The sequence below is a fragment of the Neorhizobium sp. T25_27 genome (genome assembly GCF_002968565.1).
Classification (GTDB): Bacteria; Pseudomonadota; Alphaproteobacteria; order Rhizobiales; family Rhizobiaceae; genus Neorhizobium; species Neorhizobium tomejilense.
Genome location: NZ_PVBJ01000010.1, coordinates 112628 through 130288 on the forward strand (window position 1 = coordinate 112628; position 17661 = coordinate 130288).

19 protein-coding genes are annotated in these 17661 nt (G+C 61.5%); 8 read left to right on the plus strand and 11 right to left on the minus strand.

What is annotated here, in order from left to right; all coding sequences use genetic code 11:
* Positions 1-68: 68 nt before the first annotated feature.
* From C5J24_RS24160 to C5J24_RS24180, 5 genes are read right to left on the minus strand one after another with little or no spacing between them, the layout of a single operon-like run.
* Positions 69-1334, minus strand: a complete 1266-nt coding sequence (locus tag C5J24_RS24160) for an ABC transporter substrate-binding protein (protein ID WP_105421533.1) — start codon at positions 1332-1334, stop codon at positions 69-71.
* 25 nt (positions 1335-1359) lie between these two features.
* Positions 1360-2196, minus strand: coding sequence for a carbohydrate ABC transporter permease (locus C5J24_RS24165; protein ID WP_105421535.1), 837 nt, complete (start codon positions 2194-2196; stop codon positions 1360-1362).
* Positions 2193-3125 carry a carbohydrate ABC transporter permease gene (locus C5J24_RS24170; protein ID WP_105421537.1) on the minus strand — a complete coding sequence of 311 codons (933 nt, stop codon included), beginning with the start codon at positions 3123-3125 and terminating at the stop codon, positions 2193-2195. Before C5J24_RS24170 ends, C5J24_RS24165 begins: the two co-directional genes overlap by 4 nt.
* On the minus strand, positions 3118-4287 hold the full coding sequence (locus tag C5J24_RS24175) for an ABC transporter ATP-binding protein (RefSeq protein WP_105421539.1): 1170 nt from the start codon (positions 4285-4287) through the stop codon (positions 3118-3120). The genes C5J24_RS24170 and C5J24_RS24175 overlap by 8 nt, the downstream gene beginning before the upstream one ends.
* The gene (locus C5J24_RS24180) at positions 4284-5114 is read right to left on the minus strand and encodes a metallophosphoesterase (protein WP_105421541.1); all 831 of its coding nucleotides are present in this window, start codon (positions 5112-5114) and stop codon (positions 4284-4286) included. The genes C5J24_RS24175 and C5J24_RS24180 overlap by 4 nt, the downstream gene beginning before the upstream one ends.
* 267 nt (positions 5115-5381) lie before the next feature.
* Here C5J24_RS24180 and C5J24_RS24185 point away from each other — a divergent pair, with 267 nt between their 5' ends.
* Entirely contained in the window at positions 5382-5675 is a 294-nt protein-coding gene (locus tag C5J24_RS24185) for a DUF982 domain-containing protein (protein ID WP_105421543.1), read from the plus strand.
* A gap of 65 nt (positions 5676-5740) precedes the next feature.
* Here the strand turns inward: C5J24_RS24185 and C5J24_RS32060 are convergent, their stop codons facing one another.
* The 5 genes from C5J24_RS32060 to C5J24_RS24210 form a co-directional block, all read right to left on the minus strand.
* Positions 5741-6073, minus strand: coding sequence for a hypothetical protein (locus tag C5J24_RS32060; protein ID WP_172724124.1), 333 nt, complete (start codon positions 6071-6073; stop codon positions 5741-5743).
* 831 nt (positions 6074-6904) lie between these two features.
* Positions 6905-8167, minus strand: a complete 1263-nt coding sequence (locus C5J24_RS24195) for a type II toxin-antitoxin system HipA family toxin (protein WP_105421545.1) — start codon at positions 8165-8167, stop codon at positions 6905-6907.
* The gene (locus C5J24_RS24200; RefSeq protein ID WP_105421696.1) at positions 8164-8394 is read right to left on the minus strand and encodes a helix-turn-helix transcriptional regulator; all 231 of its coding nucleotides are present in this window, start codon (positions 8392-8394) and stop codon (positions 8164-8166) included. The genes C5J24_RS24195 and C5J24_RS24200 overlap by 4 nt, the downstream gene beginning before the upstream one ends.
* A gap of 226 nt (positions 8395-8620) precedes the next feature.
* Entirely contained in the window at positions 8621-8947 is a 327-nt protein-coding gene (locus C5J24_RS24205) for a hypothetical protein (RefSeq protein ID WP_105421547.1), read from the minus strand.
* A 235-nt stretch (positions 8948-9182) separates the two neighbouring features.
* Positions 9183-10256 (minus strand): ABC transporter ATP-binding protein, encoded by a 1074-nt coding sequence (locus C5J24_RS24210; protein ID WP_105421549.1) that lies wholly within the window; start codon positions 10254-10256, stop codon positions 9183-9185.
* A gap of 97 nt (positions 10257-10353) precedes the next feature.
* On the opposite strand from C5J24_RS24210, the gene C5J24_RS24215 reads away from it, so the two are divergent.
* The 7 genes from C5J24_RS24215 to C5J24_RS24245 all read left to right on the plus strand — a co-directional run bounded on the left by C5J24_RS24215 (position 10354) and on the right by C5J24_RS24245 (position 16983).
* A complete protein-coding gene (locus tag C5J24_RS24215; RefSeq protein ID WP_046665516.1) occupies positions 10354-11031 on the plus strand; it encodes a GntR family transcriptional regulator in 678 nt (225 codons plus the stop codon).
* Positions 11028-12011: an alpha/beta hydrolase gene (locus C5J24_RS24220; RefSeq protein ID WP_245446769.1), complete on the plus strand. Its 984-nt coding sequence runs from the start codon at positions 11028-11030 to the stop codon at positions 12009-12011. Before C5J24_RS24215 ends, C5J24_RS24220 begins: the two co-directional genes overlap by 4 nt.
* A 26-nt stretch (positions 12012-12037) precedes the next feature.
* Positions 12038-13237, plus strand: a complete 1200-nt coding sequence (locus C5J24_RS24225; RefSeq protein ID WP_105401749.1) for a sugar ABC transporter substrate-binding protein — start codon at positions 12038-12040, stop codon at positions 13235-13237.
* A 66-nt stretch (positions 13238-13303) separates the two neighbouring features.
* Complete coding sequence (locus C5J24_RS24230; protein ID WP_105421550.1) at positions 13304-14227, plus strand: carbohydrate ABC transporter permease; 924 nt, start codon at positions 13304-13306, stop codon at positions 14225-14227.
* Positions 14224-15054, plus strand: a complete 831-nt coding sequence (locus C5J24_RS24235; RefSeq protein ID WP_105401751.1) for a carbohydrate ABC transporter permease — start codon at positions 14224-14226, stop codon at positions 15052-15054. The genes C5J24_RS24230 and C5J24_RS24235 overlap by 4 nt, the downstream gene beginning before the upstream one ends.
* Positions 15055-15109: 55 nt before the next feature.
* Complete coding sequence (locus C5J24_RS24240) at positions 15110-15991, plus strand: sugar phosphate isomerase/epimerase (protein ID WP_105421552.1); 882 nt, start codon at positions 15110-15112, stop codon at positions 15989-15991.
* Entirely contained in the window at positions 15988-16983 is a 996-nt protein-coding gene (locus tag C5J24_RS24245) for a Gfo/Idh/MocA family protein (protein WP_105421554.1), read from the plus strand. The genes C5J24_RS24240 and C5J24_RS24245 overlap by 4 nt, the downstream gene beginning before the upstream one ends.
* A gap of 127 nt (positions 16984-17110) precedes the next feature.
* Here C5J24_RS24245 and C5J24_RS24250 read toward each other — a convergent pair whose 3' ends face one another.
* Complete coding sequence (locus C5J24_RS24250; RefSeq protein ID WP_105421556.1) at positions 17111-17626, minus strand: ferritin-like domain-containing protein; 516 nt, start codon at positions 17624-17626, stop codon at positions 17111-17113.
* Positions 17627-17661: the final 35 nt, after the last annotated feature.

The following is a 17661-nucleotide window of genomic DNA, read 5'->3' on the forward strand; positions in this document are numbered from 1 at the left end:
TGCAAAAGGAAAACCGCCGCTTCCGATCGGAAACGGCGGTTCGTGGTGTGGTTGGGCCGGGCTGACGCTTAGCTGCGCGGCAGCAATCCCTTCACTTCGGAAGCGGCATCCTCCAGCGCTTGCCTCGGGGTGGCCTGCTGTTCGACGATCCGCGACAGGTTTTCAACGATCGCCTGGGTGACCTTGACGCCGTTGGTGCCCGGGAAGGCGTACCAGGGAACCATGCGGTCCATCTGGCTGAGGCCGGCGACGAAGAGCGGGTTTTCCTTGTAGAAATTGCCGAGATAGTCCGGCGACTTGGCGGCAAGCGCATTGTTCGGAACGTAGCCGGTGCCCGGAACGACGACGGAGGCGCCATACGGACCGGCGGCGAACTTGGCGAACTTCCAGGCGGCCTGCTGCTTTTCGGCATTGCGGGCGAGGATGACGACGGCATTGCCGCCGGTCGGCAGCTTGCCCTTGACCGGATCGATCAGCGGGATCTGCGCGGTGCGCAGTTCGAACTTGTCGCCTACGCTCTTGATCGTGTTGCGCAGGGCGCCGGTCGTCTTGAACTCGATGCCGACCTTGCCGGCGAAGAATGCCTGTTCACCGGCCTGGGCGGTGAAGACCGGCAGGCCGCCTTGCTTGACCATGCGGTCGAGGGTTTCGACAGCCTTCAGGCCTTCCGATCCGGCGAAAGCGACGGATTTTTCGTCGGCGCTCAGCATTTGGCCGCCGGCGCCGAACAGAAGTGCCGAAAACATCCAGTCGTCGCCCTGCCAGCGGAAATCGATGCCTTCCACGCCGTTGCCGAGCGCCTTGATCTTGGCGCCGAGCGCGATGACTTCGTCCCAGGTCTTCGGCGGAACGTCCGGATTGCCGCCCGCAGCCTTCACGAGGTCGGCATTGTAGTACATGATCGGGTTCGACGTGGCGAAGGCGAGGCCGACCTGCTTGCCGCCCACCTGCGCGAGCTTCAGGATGTTGCTCGAGAAGCCGAGCTTGTCCATGTCGCCTTCCTTGGCGACGAATGGGGCGAGATCGACCGGCAGGTCGCGCTCCTGAACCATGCGCAGGCGGTTGAGGCCGATGAAGGTCAGGTCCGGCATTTCCGCCGTGCCGGCCTGGCGCATGATCAGCTGGATGCCTTCTTCATAGGTCGCGGACGGGTTGGCGAACCGGATCTTGATGTCCGGATTTTCTTCCATGAACTTCTTCGAGATCGTGTCCATCACGTCCTTGAAGAAACCCGGCATCGGATAATGCACGGTCAATGTCGTTTCGGCATGGGCCGGAAGCGACACCGTCATGGCAATCGCCGCGGCGGCGAGGATGTTGGTGAGATGCTTCATCGCATAGTCTCCTGGTTGATGCCGGTCAGCCTTTGAGACCGGTCATGGTGATGCCCTCGACGAAGCGCTTCTGTGCCAGAAGAAAAGCAGCAACGAGGGGAGTGGTGATGATCAGCGTGGCGGCCATTAGGGCGCCGTAGTCGTCGCCGGCCTCGGCGGCGCGAAAATAGAGAAGGCCGAGCGGCGGCGTCGCATAGGTCTGGTTGGAAACGACGATCAACGGCCAGTAGAGGTCGTTCCAGTGGGCGACGACCGAGAAGATCGCGAATGCGGTGATCGCCGGCCAGGCATTCGGCACGATCACGCGGCCGATAATGCCGAGCTCCGACATGCCATCGAGCCGGGCGGCATGTATCAGGTCGTCCGGTATTGCGCGGAAGAACTGCAGGAAGAGGAAGATGCCGAAAACGGAGATGGTGAAGGGGGCAACCAGCGCGAAATAGCTGTTGAGCACGGCCATGCGGTCGAAGGCGACATAGAGCGGCAGGGCGGTGGCGTGGATCGGTACCAGCAGGCCGAGCATGACCAGCACCATCATCAGCCTTGCCGCGCGGAACTTCAGCTTCGCCATGGCGTAGGCGCAGGGAATGGCGATCATCACCTGGAAAACGAAGATCAGCGCGCAGACGGCGACGCCGTTGAAAAGCAGCCGCGTCATCGAGACGCGCGTCAGCGCCTTGGCGAAGTTGGCGACATAGGACCAGTGCTGCGGGATGAGCGACAGCGACGAGGAGAAGATGTCGCTCTGCGCCTTGCCGGCGGTCGAAACCATGAAGACGTAGGGGGCGAGAAATATCGCCGCACCGAAGATCAGGATCGACAGGCGGACAGCGCGCCCGAGGGTGAAAGCTGAAGCATTCATGAGTAATGCACCTGCTTGTCCTGGACGCGGTATTGCAGGAACATCAGCACCACCAGGATGGCCAGGAAGACGACCGTCATCGCCGAGGCGTAGCCGACCTTCAGGTAGACGAACCCTTCCTGGTAGATGGTGAAAAGCAGCACTTCGGAAGCCTTGTTCGGCCCGCCCTCGGTCAGAGTCTTGACCGTTTCGAAGACCTTGACCGCATTGATGATGCTGATCGTCGTGACGAACAGCGTTGTCGGTCCGAGCATCGGCCAGGTAACCAGCCGGAACCGGTCGAAGGCCGAGCGGGCGCCATCGACATGCGCGGCGTGATAGAGCTCGCGGGGGATTGCGGTGAGGCCGGCCAGGAACAGGACAAGGTTGAAGCCGACCGATTGCCAGATGCCGATGATCGACAGGCTGTAGAGGACGGATGTCGAGGCGCCGAGCCAGTTGGGACGCGGCAGGCCGCCGAGCGCCAGAAGCGCGTTGATCGGGCCGATCGTCGGATGGAAGAGATATTGCCAGACCGTCGCCATCGCGACGAGCAACGAGGCGACCGGCAGGAAATAGGCGGTTCGAAAGAAGGAACGGCCGATATTCTCGCTTTCGATCAGCATCGCAAGGCCGAGCGCCATGAAGATCGAGATCGGCGCGACGATCGCGGTATAGACCGTCGTGTTCCAAAGCGAGCTGCGGAAGGTGCGGTCGGTAAAAAGCTCGGTGTAATTGTCGAAGCCGACGAACCGGAAACCCGCATACCCGAGTTCGTAGTCGGTAAATCCGAACAGGATCACCACCGCGACCGGCAGCAGGATGAAGACGAACAGGAGAACCATAGCCGGCAGCGACAGCACGAGTGCCGCGCGCGCCTCCTGCCGCTCCGCAGCCGAACGGGCAGGTTTTCCGATGAGGGGGAGTGCAGCAGCGACCGCGTCAGCCATGGGCCGTCTCCCGCATGACGGCAGCATCAACCGGTGTCGAGGGCAGGCGATGGCCCTCCTCGGCAAAGACGAAGAGACGGTCGGCGGAGAAGTCGAGACGCACTGGCATGCCGGCGACAAGGCCGGCGCCCTCGGCGGGTGAAAGTTTGGCGACCACCGGTTCGCCGATCGCATCCAGGCGGCAATAGAGGACGATCTCGGAGCCCAGGAACTCGATGCGGTCAATGCGTGCCGGCAGGCCCTGCTGGCCAGTGCGGTGGACGCGGACGAATTCCGGGCGGATGCCGATCGTCACCGGCGCGCCGGCTGCGACCGTCTCGCGGGGCAATCCGACCCGGATATCGCCGAACGCTAGCGTGCCATCGGCCCCGACCTGCGACGGAAAGAGGTTGATGCGCGGCTGGCCGATGAAACGGGCAGCTTCGACATGCGCCGGATCGTCATAGATCACCTGCGGTGAGGCGAGCTGCAGCAGCGAACCGCCGATCATCACCGCAACGCGATCGGCCATGGACAGTGCTTCCGCCTGGTCATGGGTGACATAGAGTGTCGGCACGCCGGCGCGGCGGTGCAGTTCGACGATCTCTCCACGGGCGTGGACGCGCAGGTTGGCATCCAGGTTGGACAGCGGTTCGTCCATCAGGAAGACGGAGGGACGGCGCACCATGGCGCGGCCGAGCGCGACGCGCTGGCGCTGGCCGCCGGACATCTGGCCGGGTTTGCGATCGAGCAGGTGATCGATCTTCAGCGACACCGCCATCTCGCGCACGTCGCGCTTGATCGCCGCCACCGCCTTGCGCTGGCCGGGCATCAGCGGGCCGACCAGCGGCAGGCGCTGCGCCCGTGTCAGCTTGCGCATGACCATCGGCACGGCGATGTTCTGCGCCGCCGTCAGGTGCGGATAAAGCGCGTAGGACTGGAACACCATGGCGACGTTGCGGTCGGCCGCCGGCACCGGCGACAGGTCGCGGTCGCCAAGCATGATCTCGCCGGCGTCAGCGCTTTCGAGACCGGCGAGGATGCGCAGCAGCGTGCTCTTGCCGCAGCCGGAAGGGCCGACGAGGGCGATGAACTCGCCGGGACCGGCGTCAAAGCTGACGCCCTTGAGGATCGGATTGCCGGAGAAGGATTTTTCGATGCCGCGAAGCGAAAGGGCGGTCATTCGACGCTCTCCGTTTGCTTGGCACTGGTCGGGTAGACTTCCTCGATGACGTCGTCGAGGACATAGGCGGTCATGCCGGGCACGGCGACGATGTCGCTTTCAACGTCGTTGCCGAATTCATGCACGACCGCGCCGACCAGCCGCTCGCCCGGCATTTCGCGCACCAGCTTGTCGAGGATGAAGGCGGCAGACGGAGCCCAGGTAAGCGCGGTGTTTTCGAAACGGCCCTGCCAGGCCCAGTGCAGATGGCCGCTCGCGAAAAGCGCCACGTCATGGGCGGCGATCAGGTCGTAGAGACGCTTGCGTTGCGCCGGGCGGACGCTCCAGTAGCCCGTGTCGCCCTCATGCGGTTCATCGACGAACAGCGGCTTGTGGGCAAACAGCGCGATGCGGCGGCCACGACGCTCTTCGAGGGTTCCGCGCAGCCATTCGAACTGGGCTTCCTCCTCATCGTCCTCATGACCGAGCAGGAGCGAATTGAGGCCAATGAGACGCCAGTCGGCGGTGTCCTCGAACCAGCGGTCCTCGCCGACGAGGTCCCGCCAGCGGGCAAGGCGCTCGGCATTGACGGGCTGTTCGCAACCCGGCAGGTGGCCGACATCGTGATTGCCCGGCAGGATCAGCATCGGGATCGAAGTCTGCCGCATCAGGTCCATGCAGAAGGTGATGTCGCCCGGCTTATCGGCGCCATCGACGGTCAGATCCCCGGTATGGATGATGAGATCGGCACGGGTATCCTCGATCCATGTCAGCAACGGCGCCCAATTGCCGTTGAAATGCGACGTCTCCGGGCTGAAATGGGTGTCGGTAATCTGGATGATCTTCACGGCAGCTCTCCGGTCTCGCATGTACCTTCCGCAGGTGGGAAGGCTTTTACGGTTCCTTAGAGCGCTATCGTGTCAGGCCGGTTACAGAGTTTTCCAGCTTTCTTTCATTTCCGTCACAGGACTGTAAAACAGGCCGGTTTCCGCTTGGTGGATCGCTTCATCGCACATTCAAAATGCCCTCGGGCGAACAACCTCGGTGTCTTGAACCCACGGTCCCATTTCCTAAATCAATCTGCGGTCCACGGCGAAAAAGGAAAGGAGGTCGCGATGGCTAACACGTTGTTTGACAAACCGCTGTTTGTGAAAACATCTCGCTATGTTCTAGAGCTTGCCAGCCTGGAAGACGTCTTCGACTTTCTCGACGAGTGGCCGATCGACAAAAGGGGCGACACATACGAGGTGTTGTCGAAGGCTTGTCGGATGGCCGCTCAAGGCATCTTCCCCTTGCCGGCAATCCGAGAAAACGTGCGCCGGTTCCTGCTGAAGGAGCGCGTGTTGGCGAATATCGAGGAGGTGCCTCTGTTTACAGGGCGCACGACCGACCGCAATCTCGGCTCATGAGACAGAAAAGCCCCGCAGCCGGTTCGGGTTACGGGGCTTTAGACGAACGAAATTGCCCGGTCGTGTCAGCAGGAATTTGCCTGGTTGGTCGGGCTGTTCGGGTCGGAGGTAGACGCGTTGGTGCCGGCCGGCCCCGCAGTGGTTGGGCTCTTGCCGCAATTGGAGTTGCTGCTGCCGGCCGTACCTGCGCCCTGGGTGTTGGCGGTACCCGTTGCTGCCGTACCGGATGTTGCCGTGCCTCCGGCACCAGTGCCCGGGACTGCGGTCGATGTGCCGGTGCCCGAAGCGCCGGTCGAACCTGAACCGCTGGTGCTGGAACCGCCGCCAGCACCCTGTGCGAATGCAGAAGTAGCAAGACCGAGCGCGAGAGTGCTCGCAGTGAGAAGTTTTACGATCATGAAGTGTTTCCTCTCTGTTTTTTGTCACCGCCTCCTAACCGCGGGTCGTATCGAAAGTTCCCGTCACTGAACCATTCGGCCACAGGCTGGAACCGTGAGAGTTTCGGCGTTGCGTCAGGCACACCATAGGTCGCCTCCGCTAGCGGAACCGTGGGGCAATCGCCCGAGCTGCACCAGAACCTCGACCGGAATTCCGGCTCGATAAAAGTCGGACATTTTTGCGGGTTCATAGGCCTTGCGACTCAAAACCGGAATCTGGAATCCGTCTGGATTGGGCGGCGTTGGTTTAGTGCTGTGCCATCTTGGCATCAGACCAGCCGAGATTGCCATCGACGGATGTCGGTCGCGCCGGCCTCGGCGAGAATGGTTGCGGACGCCCTTTTGAGGCCGTGTGACGAGCATTCCGGCAAATCGGCATCTTGCGCCACTGGCGCATCTTGTTTCCGAAGCCGTTCCGCCGAATACCTCGCCGTGGTCGGTGATGAGGAAGGTCGGCTGATCATGCGTGATCGCGTCCAGCGCCTCGATTGGCTCGTCTGTGATGGGCAGGCTGAGAGACTGCGCATAGTTGCCAGAACCCTTCTCCGGCATGAAATTCGGTGCGCTCGCCGACCAGGTTCCGCCAGCCGAGCTTGACGAGATCGGACCGCCGGACCCCGAAATTGACCATGAGTTCCATCGCCAGCCGCGCAGTCCTGCCGAGCGAATAGGCGGCGCGAAAGCGCCAGTTCCGCCTTGCTTTAGGTGTGGAAACCGGGCGATCTGTGAATTTTTGTGACGCTGTTTGCCGGATTGAAGGTCGCATCTGCGGAGATGGCTGGCACCGTTGAGCTAAATGGTCAGCGCTACGAGTTTCGCACGGTTCGCAATCAAAGCTGTCACGTGATTTAGTGGCACAGGATCTGCGGCAATTGGCGATATCTTTTCTGATAATTGGGAAATCGCTTTTCCTGTGGCATCGGCTAGCTCCTTCACCCGCCGGCGTACCAAGAGCAGGCCGACACCCGTCTCCTTCGAGAAAGCCTGCCAACCAGCGGCGTCCATTTCTGCAAGCGTTGCGCGTTTTCCGACCCGCATAGCCATTTTCGGAGAAAGGCCTGGATAGGCCACCGTCGACAGCAGATCATACAGCGGAGCCATTCGTGCTCCCCGATCATCATAAAGGATTGAGAAATTCTTGCCGTGAGCGTCCGCATTTCCGACAATGAGATTGAAGATCGCAGCATCCAGGAGATTTGCGATGTCCGAGCCCGGCCGCTCAGATACCCGCCGCAACAGCTCAAAACAATCCCTGAAGGTCGGCCCGCCCTCGCTTGCGTACTTTGATTCAGGTGGCACACCGAGTGCTTGGCAAAAGTCTTCCTGATGGATGCGGCGAGCCACACCGTCGGCATCGCGGTAGCGATCGTATCGCTCGACCGAAAGGAAAGGGCGACCATTCGCGGACTTCGGCTCGACAGGAGCAACGGCGAGCCCGATTGCGGCAGCAAGCCTCATCACCAAGGCCTCATTCTCGGTGGTCCCTGGAAGTCGCGCAATTGGTGGCTTCAGGATGTGCGTCGTCGCCTGGCCTGGAAGCGGAAGCGCGACTTGGCCATCGATGAGAAGAACTGGAACTTTTGATTGGGCGCCCGCAAGCGACAGCCTCAAGCCCTCCTGGCCGGCCAGTAGCGGCCGTGTCGGAAGTGCGTCCATTATCCGAACGATTCCCGCCTCATCCAGAGGTGCCGTTTGCTGATCCGCAATCGGTCCTGCCCCGATCGGTTCCTGATCTTCAGGCAAAAGCTGAAGCGCGCCGGCGACGTCGCCGCCCAAGCGATCAAGAAGCGCGAAGTCGTTGGCAGGTGAAACACCCAACGCCTGCGCCGCAACAAGACGCTGGTTTTCTTCGGGCAGCAGACCGCCGAAAAATGGTCGGCATTCAGGGCGAGAGAAACGCTCCGGACGCTTTGGAAGTGAGACTGACAGTGGAAGCGTCTTTTCGTCATCAAGCCAAGCTTCAGTGTAGGCGAAGCCGATATCGCCATGCTTATCTTGGGTGAATTGTCCGACAATGCGAGCATCCCACCAGACGTTGAGAACCCTTGCCGTCATTTTTTACGTTCACCAGGGGCCAGAATATCAATCGAACAACCGAGCGTTTGCAGAACCTGCAAAACCTTTCCTATCTGAGCTGTCGGCTTGCCGGCTTCCAGGTCCACAATGAACCGGAGGCCAACTCCAGAGACCCCGGCAAGCTCGTCCTGTCGCAAGTTTTGCTCCTTGCGGGCGCTGCGTACCAAGGCGCCGATATCGGCTGGATTTTTAACTCGTTTCGCCATCTTTATTCCCGATCGGGAAAACAGCAGCACATCAGCCGTCTTGTCGAGAGAAATTTCCCGATCGGGAAAATGGCCCACCCAGATGGTCCATATCCGGAAAAATTTCCCGATCGGGAAACTCAAGTGGACCCGTGCAATACCGTGAACTTCGGCGGATTGGGAGTTTAGGTTCTGCTGATTGGGAATGGCATCGGTTCCTGCCCCTCCGGAAGCCTTGCAGACCGAATCACACCACCGGATTTCCATTCAACGGCACGTAGCCACGGCTTTTTCGGTCCAGCCAGTCGAGCCTGGATTTACCGGACGCCCGGAGATAGGCGGCTGCTTTGAGGACAAGCGGATGACGCAAATCCTGTTTTTTCAGCCAGTTCCTTGCTTTGCCCCTGTACCACCCCATCAGGGCGGCCTTTTCCGGTTCGTCGCTGTATGCGCGCACCAGAAGGGTCAAAACTCCGTCTGAAAACTCATAGACATCGTATTCGTAATGGTAGTCGTAGAACCCGTCGCCGTCAGGTTCGGATGCATCGATATGATGCGAGACCTCCACCGTCATGGGCCACGCCGGGGCGCTCTGCCCGCGGAGGGCGGAAATCCGCCACAGGGCCACCCGAACCGGGTAATACAGTCGTTCAATCTGGGACAAATTCACCCGCCAACAAGTTTGCCTGCAAGGCACTGCATTTTACCCAAAGCGCTCGAAACCGCCGCCACGACTTCAGTCCTCCCGGCCTGTACCTCTACGATGGTCGTCTTCGATGGCTGCCAGACGATCACCAACGGCTCCGGGCTTAGTTCAGCCTTTTGCCGGTCTCGGCGTCGAACAGGTGCGCCCTCTCGGGATTGCCCTTCACATGTATCATTTCGCCGACGGCGATGTCGCGGTCTCGGGGGAACTCGACGGTCAGCATTTTCGAATGGCCGACTTCGACATAGCCGTAGGTCTGGCTGCCGAGCCGTTCGGCCACCATCAGTTCGCCGCTGAACCAGGCCTGTTCGGGGGAACAGGGGGTCAGTTCTTCGGGCCGAATTCCGAGCGTGACTTCCTCGCCGGCAAGCGTCCTTGCGCCTGGAATGCTGCCGGCCGCCGTCTTTCCCAGAAGTTTCAGGCTTTCTCCATCGGAGGCGATCTCCGCTGGCAGGGCGTTCATGGTCGGGCTGCCGATGAAGCGGGCGACGAACAGGCTCGACGGGTTGTGATAGAGATCGAGCGGCTTGCCGATCTGCTCCACCACGCCGCCGTTCATCACCACGATGCGGTCGGCCAGCGTCATGGCCTCCACCTGATCGTGCGTGACATAGACCGTGGTCGCCTTCATGCGGTTGTGCAGTTTTGCGATTTCCAGGCGCATCTCGACGCGCAGCGCAGCGTCGAGATTGGAAAGCGGTTCGTCGAACAGGAAAGCCGCCGGCTCGCGGACAATCGCACGGCCCATGGCGACCCGCTGGCGCTGGCCGCCCGACAATTGTGCCGGCCGGCGATCAAGATAATCCCTGATCTTCAGGACATCGGCAGCCTGACCGACGCGGCTTTCGATTTCACGGTCGTCGCCGCCGCGCATTTTGAGGCCGAACGACATGTTTTCCCGAACGCTCATATGCGGGTAAAGAGCGTAGTCCTGAAAGACCATGGCGATATTGCGCTCGGCCGGCGGAAGCAGGTTGACCGTGCGGCCTTCGATATCCAGTTCGCCGCCCGAGATCTCCTCCAGCCCGGCGATCATGCGCAGCAGCGTCGATTTCCCGCATCCGGAAGGGCCGACGAGAACCAGGAATTCGCCGCTTTGGATCTCGATATTGATGTCGTGGATGACCTGCAGGGCGCCATACGACTTCCGGATCTTCTTCAACGCTATGCCAGCCACGAGGTCCTCCCGAATATTTTTCAAGCTTGACGTCACTTATCGATATCAATATCGATAATGATAACTTTGGAAATGCGCAACCGGCTGGATGAGTGAGATGGCCTATTTTTCCGCTAGATCGACATCGGTCAGATCGCCCAAGGCGGGCGCCGCCTTCAATGCGTTGAAGCGCGACATCATGCTCGGGACGCTGGCGCCGGGGACCGGCCTTACGGAATTGGAACTGGCGGCCCACTTCCAGTGCAGCCAGGGCACCGTCCGGGAAGCGCTCCTGCAACTGCAGGAGGAAGGGCTGGTCCGTCGTCGCGGGCATCGTGGGACGCAGGTTTCCGAGTGCACGGAAGACGAGGCAATCGAGATGTTCCGGCTGCGCCAGCAGATAGAGGGCAACGGCATGGCGCGCGTCATGCGCGCTCGCAGCCGCACGCTGGTCAAGGAACTCGAGAGCCTGCTCGACAAGATGCTGCTTGCGGCTGCGGCGGGTGACGAGTTGGAGCTTGCGGCCTTCGACCGCGATTTCCATCGGCGCATCTTCGAGGATGCCAACCTGCCGGCGCTTGATCCGATCCTTCATCGTTGCCTCGTGCATAATCACCGGTTCAAGATTTCCCGCAGCCCGATGGCGCGGGATCTCGAGGCGACGGCATTGCGGCATCGCAGCATCATCGACGCGATCGAAAGCGGTGATGCCGGGCGGGCGACCGCCGCCATGCGTCATCATATCGCGACCATCGTCGATCTCGGGCCTGAAGTTTTCCCGGAGGCGACACAGTGAACGACCTCTCTCAACTGTCGGACACGCTTTCGGACGAAATGCTGGCGCTGACGCAGCGGGTTGCGGCGGATCTCGGACCTCTGCCGGATCCGACGACCCTTCCGCCGGCGGAAGGTCGTGTACAGACGCTTGCCGCCAATGTGCGATGGAATGTCAATCTGCCAGCCATGGCAAATGTCGGGGAGGTTTGGGTAGCGGAAGATGCGCGCCTTGGTTCGGCCCGCTGTCGCCTCAAGGTGTTCGTGCCGCCGGATGCCGCGGATGGCGCCATCCTGTTCGTGCATGGCGGCGGCTTCGCCTTCTGTTCGCCGGAAACCCATGAGCGTTGCGCGCGGGTTCTTGCGCTGGAAAGCGGCATGCCGGTCGTGATGCCCGATTACCGGCTGGCCCCGGAAGCGCCCTATCCGGCCGGGCTCATGGATGTCGTTGCGACGCTCCGAGGTCTTTTCGAGGCGACCGCCGGCGAAGGCGTCCGCCCTGGCCCCCTGGTCATCTCCGGCGACTCGGCGGGAGCCAACATTGCTCTGGCAGCGATACTGCATGAACAGGCCGAGGGCCGACGGCTGCCGGATGCCGCGCTGCTCTTTTACGGCACTTATGCGCGCTCTTTCGAAACGGCATCTTATGTCCGTTTCGCCGAAGGCCCGGCACTTACGCGCGGCAAGATGCAGCGCTACTGGTCGTTCTATGCCGGTCAGCGCGCAGTCGAGGACGATCCGCTTGCCTGCCCCCTTGCGGCGTCCGATGCGGCCTTGGTGGCGCTGCCGCCGCTTTATCTGATGGCGGCGGCGGTGGACCCGCTGCTTTCCGACACCGTGAGCCTGAGCCAGCGTCTCAGGGCTCTCGGCCGGGACGACGAGCTGCACGTCGTGCCGGGCGTCATCCACGGTTTCCTGCAGAACACCAATGAACTTTCGGCCGCGCGGGAGGCGTTGGCGGCCGCAGGCAGTGCAGCAAGGCGACTGACACAACGTCGATGACGTGAACGGATCAAGAGGAGGAGACTATGAAATTTCTGAAGACACTCGCGCTTAGCGCCGCTCTTGCGGCTTCGGCCGCATTCGGTCAGGCGAAAGCGGAAACCGTCCGCTTCTGGTACCATTTCGACAACCCGGCAAACCCGATGTCGGACCTGGTCAAGAAGTTCGAGACAGCCAATCCCGGCATCAAGATCGAAGCCGAGAACGTGCCGTGGAACAGCTACTACGACAATCTTTACACTGCGCTGGTTGGCGGCAATGCGCCGGATGCGGCGATGGTGAAGCTCTTCGCCCAGCCCCGGCTTGCGGAAATGGGAGCGCTGGAGCCGATCGGCAAGCAGCTGGACGCGTGGAAGGGCAAGGCCGACCTGCTGGACAACCTGCTCGACCTGAACAAAGGTCCGGACGGAAAGCAGTATTACCTGCCGATCCAGTACGTGGTCCTTTATCTCTATTACCGGACCGATCTCTTCCAGGCGGCCGGTCTGCAGCCGCCCAAGACCTGCGAAGATTTCCGCAATGCGGCGATCAAGCTCACCAATGCGCCGCAGACCTACGGCTTCGGCCTGCGCGGCGGCAAGGGCGGCTGGGACCAATGGGGCGCTTTCGTGCTCTCCCAGGGCGCCGAGCTGAAGCCGGGTGGCCTGACCAAGCCCGAGGCGATCGCCGCCAACCAATGGCTGGTCGACCTCTTCCAGAAGGACAAGGTCATTCCGCCGTCCGCGCCGAATGACGGTTTCCAGGAAATTGTCGCCGCGTTCAAATCCGGCAAGACGGCCATGACCATCCACCATATCGGTTCGTCCAAGGATCTCGTTGCGGCTCTCGGCGACAAGGTGTCCGCCGTGCCGGTTCCGAAATGCGGCAATGGTCAATGGACGTCTTACGGCGATGAGTCGCTTGCGATCTTCTCCTCGTCCTCGGTCAAGGACGCTGCCTGGAAGTGGATCTCCTTCCTGGCCGAGGGCAAGAACAACGTCGCCTTCAACGGCGCGACGGGCCAGCTGACCGTCACGAAGAGCGGCTCTGCCGACTGGAAGCTCCATGAGCGCCGTTTCGTCGAAGCGACCGTCCAATCCCTGCCGTTCGCCAGGGTGCTGCCGCAGAACTCCGCGGTCTCGGAATTCGTCAACACGGCCTGGCAGACCAACATGCAGCGGGCGTTGACCGGCCAGATCACGCCCAAGCAGATGATGGAACAGTTGCAGACGCTGTTTGCCCAGTAAAAGTCGCCTCCGGCCCCGGCACGTCCTGTGTCGGGGCCTCTTTCCCCGCCTCGAGGCTGGATCCGCATGTCCCGATCGAACCATTCTACCGTGGAGCGCCGCACGCTGTTCCGCTGGCATTCGGAACGGCTTCTGCCGTACTGGCTGCTTGCACCGGCTGTCGTGGTGACCCTCGTCATCGTCTTCATGCCGATGGTGCAGGCCGTCTTCACGAGCTTCTACGACTTGATCCTGTTTCGCCCCAATGCCAGCAAGTTCGTGGGCTTCGGCAACTACGTCAAGCTGTTCAACGATCCGGTCTTCTGGACGGCGTTGTGGAACACCGTCATCTGGATCGGATTGACCGTGCCATTGCAGATGGGGCTCGGGCTTGTCGCGGCCCTGCTCCTCAATCGCGAGTTTCCCTGGCGTGGGTTGGCACGGGCGCTCATCATCATTCCCTGGGCGCTACCGAGCGTTGTGATCGCGCTGATGTGGCGCTGGATCTATGACCCGAATACGGGCGTGCTCAATGACATCCTCATCTACCTGTCGATCGTCCAGTCCGCAGTTCCGTGGCTCGCCGATCCCAACGTGGCGATCTATGCGATCATCGCCACCCTGACCTGGCAGGGCTTTCCTTTCTTCGCGGTGATGATCCTTGCCGGCCTCCAGGGTATTCCGCGCAGCCAATATGAAGCGGCGTCGATCGATGGCGCCTCCACCTGGCGGCAGTTCGTCCATATCACGCTGCCGGGCATCGCGCCGGTGCTCGCAACGGCCGGTTTGCTGCGGGTGATCTGGGTCGCCAATTCCATGGACGTCATCTTCGTGATGACCGGCGGCGGCCCCGGTTATGCCACGCACACCCTGCCGCTTTATGCCTTCATCAAGGCGCGCCAGAACCTCGATTTCGGCTACGGCACCGCGATCGCCGTCACCTTCACGATCCTGCTCGGCGCCTTCGTGGTTCTCTATCTCTCCCGTACGATGCGCGAGGTGGAACGATGAAACAAAGTGCACTTCGCCGGATCATCACCACCGACCTTCCGGTCCTGCTGATCGTCCTCTTCGCCATGGCACCCTTCGCCTGGATGATCCTGACATCGCTGACGCCGACCGCGGTGTTGAATGCCACGGGCGTGTCGCTTTCGCCGCTCGGCTGGAGCCTCGACAACTACGTGCGGCTCATCGAGCAGACATCCTTCCTCAAGAACATGCTGGACAGCCTGATCATCGCCGCCGGCACGGTTGTCGTCGGGCTGATCGTCTCGGTCACGGCGGCCTATGCCTTTTCGCGCTTCCGGTTTCCGGGCCGCAAGCTGCTGATGCTGCAGTTCCTTCTGATCAACATGTTCCCGATCGTGCTGCTCATCCTGCCGCTCTTCGTGCTGATGCGCCGTTTCAACATCCTCGACACCCATTTCGGCCTGATCCTCGCCAATGCGACGGTGGCGATCCCGTTCGCGGTGTGGATGCTGACAAGCTATATCGGCGCCATCCCGAAAAGCCTCGACGAAGCGGCCATGACCGACGGATGCTCGCGCCTGACGGCGCTGCGCAGGATAGTCCTGCCGCTGACCATGCCGGGCATCATCTCGACCGGCATTTACATCTTCATCACCGCCTGGAACGAATATCTCTACGCGCTGACGCTCGGCGGGCGGAACGTGCGCCCGGTCACGGTCGCGATCCAGACGCTGATCGGCGAATACCAGATCGAATGGGGACTGCTGGCGGCAGGCGCAGTGGTCGGCGCAATGCCCGCGACCATCCTTTTCCTTCTCGTGCAGCGGCGCCTGATCGGCGGGCTGACCCAGGGCGCGGTCAAGGGATAAGGGCAAGGAATGGTCGGCGTAGCCGACGAAGCGGAATGTAAAAGAGGACGTAACAATGAACCCCATCGGGTTGATTTCCATGCAGTATGCAAGGCCCTTCACGGCCGAGCATTTTCCGCTGTTTGCAAAGATGCGTCAGCACGGTTTTGACTTCGTGGAGCTTCTGGTCCCGGAAGCCGGCGAACTCGACATCCGGGAAACGAAGAAAGCGCTCGATGATGTCGGTCTCGGCGTCGTGCTCGCCGCCCGCGTCAACCTGCAGCGCAACCTTGCGTCGGCCGATGCCGAAGCCCGTCGCGCCGGTGTCGAATATCTGAAATATACGGCCGATTGCGCGGCAGGCCTCGGTTCGAAGATCGTCGGTGGGCCGCTGACGGGCAATCCTCTCGTGTTCGCCGGCCGTGCCCCGCAGCCGGTCGACGAGGCCGAACGGCTGGCCCGCAAGGAGCGTTGCGTCAAAGGCCTGAAGGAAGCCGGAGACCACGCAGCCAAAATGGGTGTTTTGCTGGCCGTCGAGCCGCTCAACCGCTTCGAAAGCGACGTTCTTTGCACCACGCATCAGGCGATGGAACTGCTGGATACCGTCGATCATCCAGCCGTCAAGCTGATGCTCGACACTTTCCACATGCACATGGAGGAAAGCTCGATCGCCGAGGCCATCCGGCTTGCCGGTGACCGGCTGGTGCATTTCCAGGCCAATGAAAACCACCGCGGCTTCCCAGGCACGGGTTCTACCGACTGGGTCGACGTCTGCCGGGCGCTCCACGAGATCGGCTATAAGGGGCCGGTTTCGCTGGAACCGTTCCGGCGCAACGACGACCGCTTCGGCGTGCCGTTCGCCCAATGGCGCCCGCCGCACGAGGATGAGAGCGATCGCCTCGCGGCCTCGAGCGCATTCATGAAATCCCATCTCCTGCTTACGGAATATCGTCGATGACTTTGAAAATCGGTTGGATCGGTTGCGGCGTTCATGCAACCCAGATGCTGCTTCCCCAACTCGTGCGCCATGACGTCGAGATCGTCGCGCTGTGCGATATCGACGGCAAACGCCTGAAGGACGCCGGCCGGCAATTCGGCGTTGCCAACCTGACGACGGACGCGCAGGCCCTGCTTTCGACCCGCGGCATCGATGCGGTCGGGATGGCCGTCGGCCCGGATCAGCACCTCGCCTTCGGCAAGGCGGCGCTCGAACGAGGCTTGCCTGTCTTCATGGAAAAGCCGCCATCGGGTTCCGCCGCCGGGGCGCGGGAACTTCTGGCCGCTTCGGAAAAGGCGAACAAGCCGCTGCTGCTCGGCTTCATGAAGCGCTATTCGATCGGCAACCGCATGGCGGCGAATATCGTCAAGTCCGGCCGCTTCGGGGAGGTATTCGGCTTGACCGGTTTTTACATGACGGCACCGGGCTATTTCGCCGGCAATGTCGATTACACCGGCTTTTTCCTGCATCACTGCGTTCATTACATGGATCTGGCGTCCTTTCTGGTATCGCCGGTTCGTTCGATCTCGACGCGCAAGGTGGAGAAAGCTCCGGGCCGGCTGCTGTTCCATGTCGCCTTCGAGTTCGAATGCGGAGCGATCGGCAACATTGCCATGGGTACGATCCAGTCACGCGGCACGCCGGTCGAGCGGATCGAGCTGATGGGCGACCACCAGCGTATCGAGGTGGAGGACGTGATCGAAATCCGCTGGCATCGCAATCCACCCTTCAAGATCGACGACCTGGGCGCGACGCTGAAGGAGGACTGCGACACGCTGACGTGGAAACCGAACTTCACCGCCGCAGCCAACGAGGATCCGAAGGGTTACCATTCGTTGCTGGCCGATGTGGTTCCCGCGCTCGGGGGGGCGACGACACCCGCGCCGACGATCGCCGATGGCGTGATTGCCATGGAGCGTCTGGAAACGGTTCGACGCGAGCTCGCGCTTTGAAAAAGATCGAGCCCCGATTTGCCGTCGTCAGGCATGTTTCCGCTCCTTCAGGGATACCGGCAGTCGGGCCGCAAAGTCGATCCTGCGGGTTGGCCCGCAGGATCGACCGGGAAAGGAACGGCGTTGGTCAGATCTTGGCACGTTCGCCCGCTTCCTTGAGCGAGGCGAACTTCATCGTCACGCTCTTCAGATTGTCGTCCAGCCATTTGGCCATGGCGATCTCTTCCTCGAGATTGCTTTTCAGCGCTGGCGCCAGTCCCGGAAAGCCGCCATGTTCGGCGATGGTGATGAGCGACTTGTAGGCGGCGATCTCGTAATTCTCGAAAGCGAAATTGGCGAGCGAGTTCTTGATGATTTCGTCGCCGGCAACGCTGTGTCCCATCGCCGCCATGCTGCCGGTGAGGGACAATGCCATGTCCTTCAAGCTCGAATGATCTTCCGCCAAGCTCTTGAGAACGTCCTCGATCCTGGCGATCTGGCCCTCCGTCTCACGGATATGCTGCTCGAGCCGCGCCGCCACCTCCGGATAGTTTTCGATCCGCGAGACCTGCGGCTTCATGATCGACAGGGCCTGGTTTTCCATGGCGTGCGCGTTCTTGAGGCCGGTCACGAAGATGGAGCGGGTTTCGGATGTATCTGCCATCGCATTTCCTCTTTGGTTGTGTGGGACCCACTAAC